Origin of the sequence: Pseudobacteriovorax antillogorgiicola, from assembly GCF_900177345.1 — a bacterium.
GTDB classification, from domain to species: Bacteria; Bdellovibrionota_B; Oligoflexia; order Oligoflexales; family Oligoflexaceae; genus Pseudobacteriovorax; species Pseudobacteriovorax antillogorgiicola.
The window spans coordinates 24,283-38,094 of the sequence record NZ_FWZT01000014.1 but is presented as its reverse complement, the minus strand read 5'-3'; the positions used below and the strand labels follow the sequence as shown (position 1 = coordinate 38,094).

15 protein-coding genes are annotated in these 13,812 nt (G+C 47.9%); 3 read left to right on the top strand and 12 right to left on the bottom strand.

The genetic code is table 11. From position 1 onward, the window contains the following. Positions 1–130: 130 nt before the first annotated feature. The 5 genes from B9N89_RS17765 to B9N89_RS17745 form a co-directional block, all read right to left on the bottom strand. Positions 131–442: a 2Fe-2S iron-sulfur cluster-binding protein gene (locus B9N89_RS17765; protein WP_132321533.1), complete on the bottom strand. Its 312-nt coding sequence runs from the start codon at positions 440–442 to the stop codon at positions 131–133. A gap of 82 nt (positions 443–524) precedes the next feature. Next, a complete protein-coding gene (gene rsmA, locus B9N89_RS17760) occupies positions 525–1,346 on the bottom strand; it encodes a 16S rRNA (adenine(1518)-N(6)/adenine(1519)-N(6))-dimethyltransferase RsmA (RefSeq protein WP_132321535.1) in 822 nt (273 codons plus the stop codon). Between the two features lie 46 nt (positions 1,347–1,392). Next, positions 1,393–2,409 (bottom strand): tRNA (adenosine(37)-N6)-threonylcarbamoyltransferase complex transferase subunit TsaD, encoded by a 1,017-nt coding sequence (gene tsaD, locus B9N89_RS17755; RefSeq protein ID WP_132321537.1) that lies wholly within the window; start codon positions 2,407–2,409, stop codon positions 1,393–1,395. 111 nt (positions 2,410–2,520) lie between these two features. Then, the gene (locus tag B9N89_RS17750; protein ID WP_132321539.1) at positions 2,521–3,330 is read right to left on the bottom strand and encodes a tetratricopeptide repeat protein; all 810 of its coding nucleotides are present in this window, start codon (positions 3,328–3,330) and stop codon (positions 2,521–2,523) included. 1 nt (position 3,331) lies between these two features. Then, positions 3,332–3,781, bottom strand: a complete 450-nt coding sequence (locus B9N89_RS17745) for a hypothetical protein (protein WP_132321541.1) — start codon at positions 3,779–3,781, stop codon at positions 3,332–3,334. 95 nt (positions 3,782–3,876) lie between these two features. Here B9N89_RS17745 and B9N89_RS17740 point away from each other — a divergent pair, with 95 nt between their 5' ends. Beyond that, entirely contained in the window at positions 3,877–5,679 is a 1,803-nt protein-coding gene (locus B9N89_RS17740) for a DEAD/DEAH box helicase (protein WP_132321543.1), read from the top strand. Here the strand turns inward: B9N89_RS17740 and B9N89_RS17735 are convergent. The 7 genes from B9N89_RS17735 to B9N89_RS17705 form a co-directional block, all read right to left on the bottom strand. Next, a complete protein-coding gene (locus tag B9N89_RS17735) occupies positions 5,651–6,559 on the bottom strand; it encodes an ATPase, T2SS/T4P/T4SS family (RefSeq protein WP_132321545.1) in 909 nt (302 codons plus the stop codon). The genes B9N89_RS17740 and B9N89_RS17735 overlap by 29 nt on opposite strands. 94 nt (positions 6,560–6,653) lie before the next feature. Continuing rightward, the gene (locus tag B9N89_RS17730) at positions 6,654–7,154 is read right to left on the bottom strand and encodes a DUF494 family protein (protein WP_132321547.1); all 501 of its coding nucleotides are present in this window, start codon (positions 7,152–7,154) and stop codon (positions 6,654–6,656) included. Between the two features lie 134 nt (positions 7,155–7,288). Beyond that, positions 7,289–8,197: a DNA-processing protein DprA gene (gene dprA / locus B9N89_RS17725; RefSeq protein ID WP_132321549.1), complete on the bottom strand. Its 909-nt coding sequence runs from the start codon at positions 8,195–8,197 to the stop codon at positions 7,289–7,291. Positions 8,198–8,250: 53 nt separating this feature from the next. Continuing rightward, positions 8,251–9,963 (bottom strand): LysM peptidoglycan-binding domain-containing protein, encoded by a 1,713-nt coding sequence (locus B9N89_RS17720; RefSeq protein ID WP_132321551.1) that lies wholly within the window; start codon positions 9,961–9,963, stop codon positions 8,251–8,253. Between the two features lie 3 nt (positions 9,964–9,966). Further along, positions 9,967–10,698: a tetratricopeptide repeat protein gene (locus B9N89_RS17715; RefSeq protein WP_132321553.1), complete on the bottom strand. Its 732-nt coding sequence runs from the start codon at positions 10,696–10,698 to the stop codon at positions 9,967–9,969. A 15-nt stretch (positions 10,699–10,713) separates the two neighbouring features. Continuing rightward, positions 10,714–11,412 (bottom strand): PilZ domain-containing protein, encoded by a 699-nt coding sequence (locus B9N89_RS17710; RefSeq protein WP_234996126.1) that lies wholly within the window; start codon positions 11,410–11,412, stop codon positions 10,714–10,716. Positions 11,413–11,452: 40 nt separating this feature from the next. Beyond that, entirely contained in the window at positions 11,453–12,793 is a 1,341-nt protein-coding gene (locus B9N89_RS17705; RefSeq protein ID WP_132321557.1) for an O-antigen ligase family protein, read from the bottom strand. Between B9N89_RS17705 and B9N89_RS17700 the strand changes: the two genes are divergently transcribed. Both B9N89_RS17700 and B9N89_RS17695 read left to right on the top strand, forming a co-directional pair. Then, a complete protein-coding gene (locus tag B9N89_RS17700) occupies positions 12,792–13,379 on the top strand; it encodes a hypothetical protein (RefSeq protein WP_132321559.1) in 588 nt (195 codons plus the stop codon). The two genes, B9N89_RS17705 and B9N89_RS17700, sit on opposite strands and share 2 nt — an antisense overlap. Positions 13,380–13,442: 63 nt before the next feature. Next, positions 13,443–13,811, top strand: a complete 369-nt coding sequence (locus B9N89_RS17695; protein ID WP_132321561.1) for a response regulator transcription factor — start codon at positions 13,443–13,445, stop codon at positions 13,809–13,811. The last annotated feature ends 1 nt before the right edge of the window (position 13,812 follow it).

The following is a 13,812-nucleotide window of genomic DNA, read 5'->3' as shown; positions in this document are numbered from 1 at the left end:
TCAGGTTTGAGGGGCTCGAAAAAACTTCGGGGGCAAGGCATGGCTCGATTATGAAAACGCAGCGCACAAAGGTGCGTGAGGATTTCACAAGCGAGGCATAACGCAGCACACGAAGAGTTTTTCGAGTCCCTCAGGAGCCTTGGTCTGGGCTGTACTCTCTCTGAAAATCAAGATCAACTTCCACATCAGAATCCAATACCCGCGCCTGGCAAGCCAAGCGAATCGTACCATCAAGGGAAAGATGCATCTTTTCCAGTAGATCTTTTTCATTGGCTTTCATTGGGCTTAAGGAGCCGCGAATACGAACCCCACAAGTACCACAGCGACATGAAGCGCAGCCGAATTCAATATCTTGCTTGATGCGATTGGCAGCAACCAGTATTTTTGTATTTTCGGGCACCTCAGAAACATTGCCACTTGGCTTGAATATTACCCTTGGCATGAACACCTCCTGAATTCAGTCCGCTATAATAGTGTACCGAATCCAGATCGAAAGGGGAAAACCCCTTCCTCAACGGGATGTATCAGCGATTGTCGAAAATGTACTTTGCGATTTGCACATACTCTTCCGGACGTAAAGAGTCGGGGCGACGATTTAAATCGATTGGGCAGTTTTTGATCAAATCTTCTTCACTTAGAAACTGACTGATCGCATTTTTTAGAATTTTACGACGCTGGGTGAATGCGCCCCTCGTGAGGGTTTCAACCTGCTTGAGTAGCTCATCACTGATCCCAATAGATTTGGGCTTGAGAGAAACAAGAGCACTATCGACTTTCGGAACCGGCGTGAAGCAACTGCGATCAACCTTGCAGTCCATGGTAACCTTAGCTCGCAACTGAGCAAACACGCTTAAACTACCATAAGCCTTGGTCCCTACCTGACCTGCTAGGCGAGCGGCAAACTCTAGCTGAGTGAGAAAATTGATGCCTTTCAGCTGAGGCAAATGGGGTAAGGCCCACATGAGAATTGGCGATGAGATATTGTACGGAATATTTCCGCAGACCGCTGCGGGCTCGTGGGACGAGCCCACCCAAGCCTCCAAGTCGAATTTCAAAACATCTTCGCCAACGATTTCGAGTTTGCCTTTGAGGTTATCACCCCGGGCACGCTTGTAGTCCGCTAGACGTTCGACGAAGCGATCATCACGTTCAACGGCTGTTACGTCAAAGCCCGCTTCAAGAAGCGCTCGCGTAAGAATACCTGGTCCTGGTCCAATCTCGATGGTGCGTCGCACCCCCCACTCTTGCAAGCGATCCACGACCTTCTGCACCGGCCAATCGGTGTTGAGAAACACCTGTCCTAACGATTTTTTCTGTACCAGCCCCGAATGCTGTCGCCGACCCATAGCCCATTTTTCCTCGTTTTCAGAAGTTCATCAACCGCGCCTGCCACTACCGATGGTAGCGGGAAAATGCATCCCAATCGTAGTCACTGAAGACTGACTGAGGATGGGTTTGAGTGTTAAATTGATGGTATCCCAGAGCTGCGATCATAGCTGCATTGTCAGAGCAATACCGCAGGTGCGGAAAATAAACCGGAACATTGATGGCTTCATCCACCATAGCCCGGAACCGCTGATTAGCTGCTACGCCGCCAGCGACCAGAATGGATGATGCTGGCTTCAAAGCAAGGGCTGATTCCAGCTTGCGAACAAGCTGCCCTAAAGCTTCTTCCTGAAACGCAGCACACAGGTCGGCAGTTTCTTCATCGGTAAAAACTCCCTTGTTCCTGTGACGTAAGTTTACCATATGTGTCTTCAATCCAGAATAGCTAAACAGCAAGCGTTTCTTCTCTTCGACCATCCTCGGCATTTGAAAGTGGTTTGGATTTCCTTGTTTTGCGAGGGCTTCGATCCTTGGCCCACCAGGATATCCAAGACCAAAAAGCTTGGCGACTTTATCAAAACTTTCACCACAGGCATCGTCGATGGTCTGCGCTAGAAGCTCAAAGTCTGTTGGGTTTGCCATATAGTAGATGTTGGTATGCCCGCCGGATACCACCAGCGCTAAGCCTGGAAATAGCGACTCCAATGGAGCATCGAGGCCCAAGAGAGCGCCGTGAATATGGGCATGAACGTGATTCACCGGAATCAGTGGCTTTCCTGTTCCTAATGCCAGACCCTTGGCGTAGGTTATGCCGACTAAAAGGGCTCCAACTAAGCCTGGGCCTTGGGTCACTGCGATGGCATCGATATCTTCCAAGGTGCACGAAGCCTCATCCAAGGCAGCTTGCACCATCGGTTGAATAACCTTCAGATGCTCCCGCGCTGCAATCTCTGGCACCACACCGCCGAAGACCTTATGGGTCTCTATTTGGGAAAAGACTTGCGAGGATAAAACCTTGCGACCATCTTCAACAACTGCCGCTGCGGTCTCATCGCAGCTTGACTCAATTCCTAGTACTAGCATGTTCGATTCACGTATAATTGACGCTACAAAACTACACAGTACTTATAGGAGATGGATCAAGCTTTATCAAGCTGGAAGGATAGCTTGTCGGATAACACAGAAAGCTTCGACTCAAATACTAAGCTTTTCAAGTCGCTGCTTCGCAATGCGAGCCTCTTCGCTACTGCTATACCGACTCACTAATTCGTCATAGTAAATCTTGGCCGTAGCTGAGTCTCCGAGGTGACGAAAACAGTCTCCCAGGCGCAAATTAGCATGGGCAACCTTGTTGTCCGGATCTGACTTGAGGTACTCGTCAAATTCGAGAGCCGCTGATTTAATATCGCCGAGTTTGTAAAGACTTTCCGCGAATAAAAACTGGGCCTCTTTGCGGAGCTTGGTGCCTTTCTTGAGCTTTTTAATCACAGCGGGGGCATCCTCTTTCACGTGTCGGTAGCGTTTTTCCTTAAATGCCCGACGCAAGCCTTTGATATTGGTGGCCACCTTGCTCGAACGTTTCGACTCTACTTTTTTAGAAGGGCTACCTGCCTTCTCGATCGCCGTCATGATCTTCTTTTGTTGCTCCTCAAGAGCCTCAAGACGCTCGATCACCGCCAAGAGTTTGGTTGCCATGGAGGGGCCTTCATCGTCGGTTTGACCTGGTAACTGTCCTGTAATCACCCCCACTCTTAGAGCATCAACCTCACCTTTAAGCTTCTGAATATCAATGGTCATCCGCTCAAGTCGCGAGTTGGTGCTGGCAGCACGCTTATTGGTGCTCGACTTAAGGCTGGAATCTGAGTCTTGAAAGTCGTTCTGCATCTGCACCAACTGAGCTTGGAGCCGAGCGATATCCTCTTTGATTTGTCTTTCCTCTTGAGGAGTTACGCACCCAACAAGAGCGAAAACCACAACCAACAACTGCGCTTTGTAACCGAACAAACTAGGCTCCTTTCTTCTTCTCCAATTTTCGTCTTCGAGATCTTAGTATAACTGATCGTCTAAACCAATCGTTGGCTTCAGCACGCCATAGCTCGTAGTAAGGAAGATTCAAGACTGCATCCATGGTCAATAGCTTCAACTCTTCTTTCCAACGAAGGTAGTCCTCGGTCGCATGACTAAACTGCGCCAATTCGGACAAGACATCCCGTAGGTCAGCAGGTTCATCGATTGCCAAATTTTCGTCATTGTCGTGGACTCTACCGTCATCTTTGTTATCATCTTCATCAGGACTGGCAGTCTCAGTGGGCTCAGATCGGCTGGCTATAGCTTCTTCTCCTTGGAGAGAAGCCGATTCTGGGTTATCATCCGTAGTCTTTTGATCAAGCTGCGGAGACTCCGATTCCTCGGAATCGATTGCGTCACTAGGATTTTGGTCTTCGTTGTCTATCATGGCACACCTGACTTTTTGTCAGTTTTATCGGATCGATTTCGCAAAGATTAAGCGCTTCGGGCTTCAAAAATGTTCGAATTGAGTAAAAGAAGTATATGAATAAAAACCAAGAAAATAACGACACCGGCTTAAGCATCGCTTCAGATGACGAAACCACCCAAGAAACTGTAACAGCAACCGACGAAAACCTTAAGCAAACCCAACTCGACAATGAAGATCTTGCCGATAAAGATCTTGCCGACAAGGATGATGATCCCGATTTCGAGGATGAGTCAGCCGAGCTTGTTTCTGACGAGGGCACGGAAGAGGTAGGCAGTTTTGAGACCCTAAACTTAGAGCCAACGGTTCTCGACGCCATTCGCCAGATGGGCTGGACAGCCCCTACACCAGTGCAGAGCAAATGCTTGCCGTACACGATCCCCGGTCGCGATGTAGCTGGCTTTGCCCAAACCGGAACAGGCAAAACCGGAGTCTTTTTGATTTCCATTGCCAATGAGATCAGCAAGCTTAAAAAGGGCGAAATCAAAAGTCGTGATCCCTTAGCTATTATTCTGGTTCCCACAAGGGAACTCGCAGTACAGATCCACTCCGATGCGGAAGAGCTTTTCAAAGCTACCAATATTAGGTCTATGGCCGTCTATGGTGGGGTCGACTACGATAAGCAAGCCAAAGCCATCAAGGATGGTGTAGACGTCATCGTTGCCACACCAGGCCGACTGAAAGACTATCGCCAGAAGAAGATCCTGTCTTTGCAGCACTGTCTTCAGTTTGTCTGCGATGAAGCTGATCGCATGTTTGATATGGGCTTTATCGAAGATGTGGAGTTCTTTTTACGCCACCTCGGTGAAGAAACCCAAAAGCTCCTATTCTCAGCGACCACCAATGACCAGGTGAAAGAGCTGGCCTTTGAGTATTTAGAAGATCCAAAATACATTTCCGTCAACCCTGAAGTCATGACTCCAGAACGCATTGATCAAAAGGCGATCGTTTGCGAATCCACGGAAAAATTGCAAGTATTACTTGGGCTGATTCGGGAGCACCAACCCAAGTGCTCGATCATTTTCACCAATACAAAACTGGTTGCCGAATGGGTTCACTACAAACTTGTCAACAACGGCATTGAAGCAGATTTGATTACAGGGGACTTACCTCAGCGTAAGCGTATCAATCTGATCGAGCGAATTAAAGAGGGCAAGGTCAAGGCACTCATTGCCACTGATGTAGCAAGTCGAGGGCTACACATCTCGGACATAACCCACGTTTATAACTTCGACCTCCCAGGAGAGGCTGCCAACTATGTTCACCGTATCGGACGTACGGCACGTGCTGGCGCTCAGGGTTCCGCCTACTCTCTCATCTGCGAAGACTATGGCCACAACTTGGAAGCCATACGGGAGTACTTAGGCTCCCAGATAGACATAAAAGTCACTATGGCTGATGAGGAGCACCTCGCCATTGAAGACAAGGCTTTGAATCCATATAAAGACCCTGAATTCAAAGGCACTACCTCAGTCACAAAAGCTGGCTCCGGTGATCGCAACAAGGACCGCAAGGGCGGCAACAAGCGTGGCGGAAAGCCAGACAATCGCAAAGGCGCTAGCTCTGCTAAAGGCAGAGACGGCCAAGATCGTAGCCGTAAGAAACATAGCCGCGGCAAAGGCCGCTCGGATGAGCAAGATACCCGTAAGAAAAAATCGACCCACCAAGGGAATAAGGGGCGCAAGCGGCCTCAGGATCGCCACGACAACCGAAAGGATGGTAAGAAGGGCAACCAACAACGTAATCGCCAAAGGGTGAAAGAAAAAACCAGAGAGCCACAAGTAGCAGCCAAGCAAAACCAGTCATTGGGTGGTGTGGTCAAAAAGTTCCTCAAGCTGGTTTTTGGTCGAAAAAAATAGGATGAAACGTTCCATTTTCAAATTGAAAAAGCCCCGCCACGCGGGGCTTTTTTCTTTGCATTTGCACATAGCAAGGCTTCAGTCCTTCAAAAAGCTGTTGCCATTCGGCTTCATGGACCCCACTCAATTGCGAAAGACGCGGCACTAGCATGTCGGGGCCGGAAGCATGAATGGTAGCCCAGACCCCCTCATGAGATGCCATCAGCATCTGAAATAGAGCTAGGGCCTCCTGCCCACGGATTTCGCCCAGCACAAAGCGATCAGGCCTCATCCTGAGAGACTCACGAAGAAGGTCTGTCAGGCTAAACGCACCCTGCCCTTCCATATTAGGCAACTGCTCCACCAACCGCACCCAGCGGTCTGATAAAAGGGGAATCTCTGGCAATGTTTCCAGAATAAATAATCGTTCCTCAGAAAAACTATTGTCAATGAGCTTTGTCATGAGAGTTGTTTTGCCAGAGCCAGTCGGACCAGAGAAAAAAACACACCCTCTGTGCCTTAGTTCCTCAAGCATTTTTTGATTCTCAGGCAGGTGATGGAAGCTAGATAAACTGATGTGACTCCAGCTTAATTGCCGAAGGCTTAATTGAGGGCCTGTTGATGCCACCGGAGGCATCATCACGTGCCAGCGAACCGAGCAATCGCCATCGATGTCAATGATGCCGCCGCCGGCGGGTCGCATAGGATCAACACGCACCTTGTGACTTCTCGCAAAATCTTGGATCAAACGACTCATATCATACGCGTCTGAGAACGGCGATGCCGTGCATGTCGCTTTCTGATCCTGGGCAATCAAGGTCATGGATGTTGTGCCATTGACCAAAAGTTCTTGCCAAGACTCATCGATCATACGATCAATCAATGTTTGGATAGTTCGCATCAAGCTCCCTTTTAGATTTGCGTAAGGGAAGCTTTCCTAAGGACATCCTACTGTCAGGCTGTGATAAAGACTTTTAAAGTCAAATATTTCGTTGTTAACAATAGAATTGTGGGACACATCGTTGCAGCATTTCCAAATATTCTGTTTCTGTATTGTTCGGATTGAAGGTGAATAGCATTTCAGCGAGAAGATTAGAAACTTCATCATCTTCCCAGTCTCTTGTGTCGATGACCCTCGCTCCTTCTAAAATCCGTTCTACGGCTTCATCAGAAATCAAGCCCTTCTGGCGACAAATCTCAAGCCGCGACCAGATCGAGGAAGAAAAACAAACCTTCTCCAAAGGGTTGATCACTCGAACACCTTCAGACTGCTTTTGCAACATGGCTAAGCATTCGTTCACCGTTCCAGAATTAACAGCTTTCTCAACCCATGTAACCGCTAAGTTGATCTGAGATTCGTCAAAGCCTTTGCCAATGAGTTCATCCTTTACATAGTGCTCAGTAAGTTCAAGCTCGTCATAGCCAGAGGCGACCAAATCAGCCATGGATTTTACAACAGCCCACCAATGGGGATGGCTACCAGCAGCCTTCTTCATCTGGATCTCCTCCAAGGAACTTCGAGCTTAGACTCAAAGACATTGGGCGATATGTGCCTAGTTGGAAATACTCTCTTAATAAGACTAAAGCTTTGTCCTACGGAAAGCAAAATAAAATAATCAAGGTTTGATTATCACTCCCATTTCAATTGAAAATAATCATCTGCCGAAGAGAACCAAGGTGCGCCTTGCTCCATCAACGCCTGATTACCTGTAAAACGCACGTCTGTGCGTCTGGGTTCATACACCATGACATCTCGTCCTTGGGCTAATGCTAGATTTGCAGTAGACATCGCTCCAGATCGATTCGCTGCCTGCATCAACAATACCCTATTGGCTATGCCCGAAATGATGCGATTCCGAATGGGGAAGTCCATCGGTCTTGGCTGCGTCCCTGTTAAACGCTCGCTGATAATCATTCCGCCATACTCCAATATTCTATGGAACAGGACATCATTGCAACGGGGGTAAAGCTTATCGATGGAACCAGCCATCACGGCAATCGTGGGACTCGGTCTTACACCAGAACAAAGGGCTCCAAGATGGGCTGCGGTATCACAACCGATGGCGCCACCACTCACAATCGTGGCTCCTTCGTAGGCAAGGCGCATTGCCAAATCCTGCGCCTCACGAACAGCATCGACTGCCGCTTTCCGTGAGCCAACAATAGCGAGACATGGGTTATGCAACGCATCAAGATTTCCTCGATAGCTGAGCCCAAAAGGGGCATCTTTAATTTGACGTAATAAGTAGGGATAGCGCGGATCGCATATGGATAAATAGTGATACCCTTGTTTTATGGAAGTCATGAGGATTTCTAGTTCTTTCAATACGACATCATATGCACCGTCAAGGTGCTTATGAAGAACCTGTCCCCATGGGGTCCCTCGATTCTGCTCACAACGAATATAACGCCTCCACTCCAACCAGGGTATTGTGTGAAGCACATCCGTTGACGTCGATTCCCATTCATCACCGATCGGAATCCATTTATATGTGAGCTGTGAAACAATGTGACAAAGGGTTGTATCAAGAATATTCATCAGCAACCTCCTGGTTGCTTGAATATCAAAGCAGTTTTATCGTCACGAGAGACTTATTGCTCTAGGACCTGACTTTTGGTGCTATCACCAAGACGCACTTCGAACATGTCTCGTATCACAAAAGCTGTCGCTGCGGTGCCACGATTGTCGACTATATGCGCTTCGGCAACAAACTTCTGAAACAATGGAAGATTCTTAGCCTCACTTCCCAATGACGCCTTCCTTACGTCCTGAAAAAGCTTGATCGTATCACCGACTTCAAGTTTTCCGTTTTTCTGTTCTAGAAAGATAAATGAACCACGCCCTCCCAAAAAGGAGTAGGGGAAGTCGAAGCCAACAACTAAGTGGTCTCCTGCTTCCCTTGATTGTAAGTCGTAGGGAACCTTGCGTTTCACCGATAGGAATGGCACCACAAGATCCATGGGCCTAATTCCTGTGCGATTAAAGACAACTTTAGCTCCATAGAGATCCTCATCATCAGGGAACTGGCGAAACACTCTGATATGACCTACAAATTCATAGCGATACCCCACCCTCTCCTCGGTAGCTGGATTGATCACTGCTCCTGAGGGACGAATCACTGATAAAGTCGCTCCTACTTCGACACCTTCTTCCTTTTCAATAACGATATCTTGCCCCTTATCAAGGAGAAAAGAGCCCGCTGTTCCACCTCGAATGGTTGCCAGTGCTTTTTGCTCCTCTTCAAAAACAAAGGCTGGGATAATCACTTTCTGGTGGTCTGTTCGAAAGACATCTCCCTCACGGATGAAGGCTTCGTCAAGCTCGGGAAACTCCCGCAATTCATCTGGCGAGATCACCGGCGTTCTATTGGGCTTTTCAGCCTTTGTTAGCAGCGGGGTGACATCTTCAGCTAGAAGCTCATCTTCAACTATCGCTCCCCGGTCGACCGGCACCACATCATCCTCGGTGACAACCCTCAAAAACGGAGGATTTGACTCATCGCCTGGGTAAAATCGCAGTTTCATTCCGGGATAGATAAAGTGCGGGTTTCGGATATACGGGTTCAATGCCCAAAGTTTTGGCCAGTAGCCTGGCTCATCAATGAGTTGGTCACAGATATCGAACAGCGTATCACCAACCTCCACCGGATATTCTTCGGGCGCTTCACCCACAGCCATTTGTCTCATCGTTCCTGGCAAAGGAGGCGCCCCTGAGAATAGATTCGGTTCCGTTACTTTTTTGATGAGAGGCCCCCGCAAGCGAAAAGGAGTCGCTTGATTCATAGGAGACTCCGAAGTGGCCACATCTTCCATATCCAACGCAGGATTATTCATCATCGTGTTGTTCGTATTCATATTCATTTGATCAGCTGGCTGGTTCAAGCTGTTATTGAGGAAGTTCTGTTCGCTCATCTCTTGATTAAACCCTTCATCCATTGCCCCTTGCTCCGATGCAGCTTGAGCAGGAGAATTATCGGGAAAATCGTCGCCATTGCCAAAGTTTAGATTATTTCCCTGGCTTCCATTTTCGACACCAAAATTCAGAGGGTTACCATCACCAAAATTAGCCTGATTGCCGAAATTAATGGGACCATTATTTTCAAAGCCGTTCCCTTGATTTTGAAACTGTTCTTGCTGCTGGTTCTGAAACTGATCTTGCCCTTCCTGCTGGTTCTGAAACTGTTGATCGTCATCAAACCCTTGCTCCAAGTTATCAAGCTCACCGACGTTGATCTCTTGGTTCTGACCCATGAGTTCATGAGTGGTGATGAGAAGCAATAGAGGGAAGATTATGAGCTTAGCCATGGATCAGATCCTCTCACGAATCAGCTTGATTTCGTGACGGGCCATCTCAGATGTATCACTTTCAGGGTAGGCGTCGATGATTCGACGAAAGGCTTGCAGAGCTTGCTCAGGAAGCCCTCTCTGAACAAGGATTTTACCCTGAAACAAGCGGGCACTAGGAATCCAAGGACTATCGGAATGGTGAGCTATTAATTTGAGCAGGCTCGCCTCAGCGAGGTCATACTCCTTGAGATAGTACCAAGACAATCCAATCCAATAGAAGCTTTGTCCTTCTCCATTACGAGCAGGAAAGCTCCTTTCAATCTCTTGATAAATGGTAATTGCCTGTCCATACTTGCCACTACTAAACAAGCTCTGCGCTTCCTTTATCATACGACTATAGTCGGCTTCAGTGTACTTTTGGTCTAGAAGCTTCTGCGCCTGAGGAGGGCTATCCGTCCTCTCCGATGGTTCTGGTTTTACCGAATGGCTTTGCCTATCATGGTGATCATCCCACGCAATAGGGGGCCTAGTTTCAGATTCAAAGTTAAGCTTGCCTTTTAGTAGTTCTTCCGGGATCACCCCTAGCATTAAGCCTCGTTCGAGAATCCGTATTTTTTCTTCCTGCCTCTGAACTTTAATTTCTAGCTCGTCAATCTTACCCCAAAGTTTGGCAAGCTTGAGTTCAAGGTCATCGCCAGCCCAGCCTGGAGCACTCCAGATGATACTGAAGATTATGATTGCTAGCTTTTGCAAGATAGCGACCTCCCTTTAAATGGCATCAGCCACACTGAGTTGACGAATAAATTGTTTGATTTTCATCAGCTGCTCATCACGCAGATGATTAAATTCAACTCCAATACGAAAATCTAATTGATACCGTTCCTCACCAGCCTCTACAAAGCGATTCTTGATTCGTCGTTGCCAACGGAACGTGGACGGTATCATAAGTGGTTCGTTCATAGGCAGGATAAGTTGGGCATTGCGATCGCTGTCGACGGCCATCAATGAAGACAGAACCGATGGAAAGTGCGTGCGCAGACAAACTCCACCAATGCTAATGTCAAACACCGGAATCCAATTAAATATTTCGTGATGGTGATCAAATACTGGCGGCGCGCCAGCTTCGTTTTGGGCTGGGTTCCAGATGCCTAGCTTCATATAAGCCATCAAATTTCGTCTCGTACTCGACCGAGCCGCCGAACGTCTTTCAATGCTCACCAGAGATTTAGGTAGATCGCAACAGATTGAGCCGCTGCCCATTCCGCTAATTTTCGATTGAAAAATAACCTTCGACGGCATTCCAATCACCTCAAAGCGGACGACTTCACCAACTCTGAGTTTTGAAAGACCAAATTCTGATACACCCGAGAAAAACACCTGAGGAGGGCTTCTACCAGGATCAACCGTATTGAAGTTGCAGCGAATCCCTACCTTCGAATTGGCTTTGGTGCGAATTAAGGCATACATTCCCCCTTCGCACATTCGCATAAAGATGCGAATGATTCGGTCAGGATTGGATATCTTTGATTTGACTTCCTGCTGCAAAGATACGTTCCCTAAAGAAAACTAAAAGGAGCGCTAAGGACATCCAAAGCGCGGAAAGAAACTCACTGTCCCTTAGTATATTCTGCATCATACCGGCTAGGAGCATGGAGAGGACAATGATGCCTAGTGTCGGCAGGTGCCACCGATACCATAGCTGCCAAGCGACGATCACAAGGGCTAAAATCATTGAGAACATTGAAAGAAGACCTGTAATACCCGAGTCCGCCAAGGTTTGCAGATAGATATTGTGAGCCGAATACTTTCTCTTTAGATCATTGTACCCAAGCTTGTTGTAGTAGGCCACAGTCTGCTGGTCTTTGAAGACATAACCAACCCCGAAAACAGGCTGGTCCTTGAACATTTGCCAGTGGACTTCCCAGAAAACTAAACGAGGGATGCGGTCTTCCAAGGATCTTTGCTCATCGAATATCTCACCAAACCGATCTTTGATACTCCAAGAAGCGAGAAGGCTAAGCACAATAAAGCCTCCAATGGCCCAGAGCCGCATGGAGCGCCGGAGGCCGATCCCACAATATATGGCAATCATAGCCAGGGTCAGAATTACCGGAAATCTTGAATTGGTCAAAAATAGGCAAACCAGCCCCATCAGGGCGCAAAGATACCAGTATCGAGCTGTGTGGCGTTGAGGGTGGAAAGTGGCGAGGCCGAAGCACAAAGAAATGACTAGCATCAAGTTATAGGCCAGTGTTAAGGGATGAGCCATAAAGCCCGAGGCTCGATAGACCCCATAGGCAAAGCGATTCTCCGGCAAGGTTCCACTAAAACCGTGAACCCAATGAATGCCAGTGTAGCGTTGCGCAATCATGTAGATGGCTAGCAGGGAGAGTAACACCGCCAAAGGTTTGACGATGCCGTCGATCGACCAGCCGCGACTCACAGCATACTGGAAGGCTAGCACTAAAAAACTCCCCCAAATGCCGTACTTTCCCATAAGCTTCAGATTCTGCTGAATAATAGTCGCTGCATTGCTCCATCCGTACTGGTGGATTTCTGCAACCATCGACGCCAAGCGAAAGGCGATGGATACCAAAAGACCTATGAGGAGCACTTTTAGAATCAGGTGGAGCACCCGATCGGATGACTCAACCCCTTCACCTTCGGGGAAAATTTGGCGCCAACCACGCCTAAATAGCCACCAGAGTGCCACAAACCCCGTCGAGATTGCTTGAAAAGCAGGTGGTAATACCATGGAAAATACGGCAAGAATTAGTAGAATATTTTCCCAGGGGGCCAAAGGCACAGACGCACAGGCCTTATGACTAGAGAAAGATGAATTGGACATGAAAACCTCGCGATCCTATCGAATATACCTCTGCTTTTTCCTATGGGGGCTTCTGTTCCACCATAACCTTTTCGGGAAATCTGGCAAACCAGATCCACTGAATCCCTTCGACAAAGACTATGTAACCTTAGAACTTGCTGGAAACTTTCCCATCGCTCGATCGCAGGAGCTATTTTCTCCTTACAAAAAAACTTGGTTTCTCGGCTACGATCACTATCTCAATCGACACTGGAACGTGGGTATCAGCCTTGGCTTCAAAAGCTACTATCGTGATGCTTTGAATAAGGAGCTTGCGCTCCTTTCGGTATCCAATCATTCGCTTTATGTCATTCGCCTGTATCACCCCACCTACTTGATGTTGGGAACCAAATTTATCTACATGACTCCCAATGAAAAATCCCGTTTTCCTCTGGTCAAGGAGCCTGATTTTGAAACCGAAATTGGGGTGGGGGTCGCGGCTCGTTTGGCTCACATCCAAGGCCCATTTGTCTATTCCCTACGTATCGATCGTTGGCGCGGCACCAAAACCAATAAGCTTCACGGCTTTGAAGTTGCCGTGGGTATTAGCTATAGACTCAAAAAATAGGCGATATTTACTAGAGACTCCGCTATAATAAGGCTCAATTGGGATTGCGTGGACTGGCTTCAAATGACTGAAAAGAAATCACTTTTAATTATCGATGACGAAGGGGATATTGCCGAGATCTTGGCAACTCTTCTGGAAGACGAATTCGAGTGTGAGTATGTTGTCAGCGGCGAGGAAGGGCTCAACAAGATTCAGACGAATCAGTATTCGGCCATCATTACTGATCTAGAGATGCCTGACATTTCCGGGATCAATATCATCAAGACCGTTCGCGAAAACAATGACAACATCCCTATTTTCATCAGCACGGGTCACGATCATGCGCACCCCAAAGTGCAAACAGCCCTGTCGATAGGCGCGCAGGCCGCACTGCACAAGCCGTTTCTCGATCCAGATGATCTCATAGCAACCCTTAAGCCTCACTTGGGCTAAA

Coding starts and splice junctions, on each gene's coding strand:
- B9N89_RS17765 (WP_132321533.1), bottom strand. CDS start 442: ATGCCAAGGGTAATATTCAAGCCAAGTGGCAATGTTTCTGAGGTGCCC.
- rsmA (WP_132321535.1), bottom strand. CDS start 1,346: ATGGGTCGGCGACAGCATTCGGGGCTGGTACAGAAAAAATCGTTAGGA.
- tsaD (WP_132321537.1), bottom strand. CDS start 2,409: ATGCTAGTACTAGGAATTGAGTCAAGCTGCGATGAGACCGCAGCGGCA.
- B9N89_RS17745 (WP_132321541.1), bottom strand. CDS start 3,781: ATGATAGACAACGAAGACCAAAATCCTAGTGACGCAATCGATTCCGAG.
- B9N89_RS17740 (WP_132321543.1), top strand. CDS start 3,877: ATGAATAAAAACCAAGAAAATAACGACACCGGCTTAAGCATCGCTTCA.
- B9N89_RS17735 (WP_132321545.1), bottom strand. CDS start 6,559: ATGCGAACTATCCAAACATTGATTGATCGTATGATCGATGAGTCTTGG.
- B9N89_RS17730 (WP_132321547.1), bottom strand. CDS start 7,154: ATGAAGAAGGCTGCTGGTAGCCATCCCCATTGGTGGGCTGTTGTAAAA.
- dprA (WP_132321549.1), bottom strand. CDS start 8,197: ATGAATATTCTTGATACAACCCTTTGTCACATTGTTTCACAGCTCACA.
- B9N89_RS17720 (WP_132321551.1), bottom strand. CDS start 9,963: ATGGCTAAGCTCATAATCTTCCCTCTATTGCTTCTCATCACCACTCAT.
- B9N89_RS17710 (WP_234996126.1), bottom strand. CDS start 11,412: ATGTATGCCTTAATTCGCACCAAAGCCAATTCGAAGGTAGGGATTCGC.
- B9N89_RS17700 (WP_132321559.1), top strand. CDS start 12,792: ATGAAAACCTCGCGATCCTATCGAATATACCTCTGCTTTTTCCTATGG.
- B9N89_RS17705 (WP_132321557.1), bottom strand. CDS start 12,793: ATGTCCAATTCATCTTTCTCTAGTCATAAGGCCTGTGCGTCTGTGCCT.
- B9N89_RS17695 (WP_132321561.1), top strand. CDS start 13,443: ATGACTGAAAAGAAATCACTTTTAATTATCGATGACGAAGGGGATATT.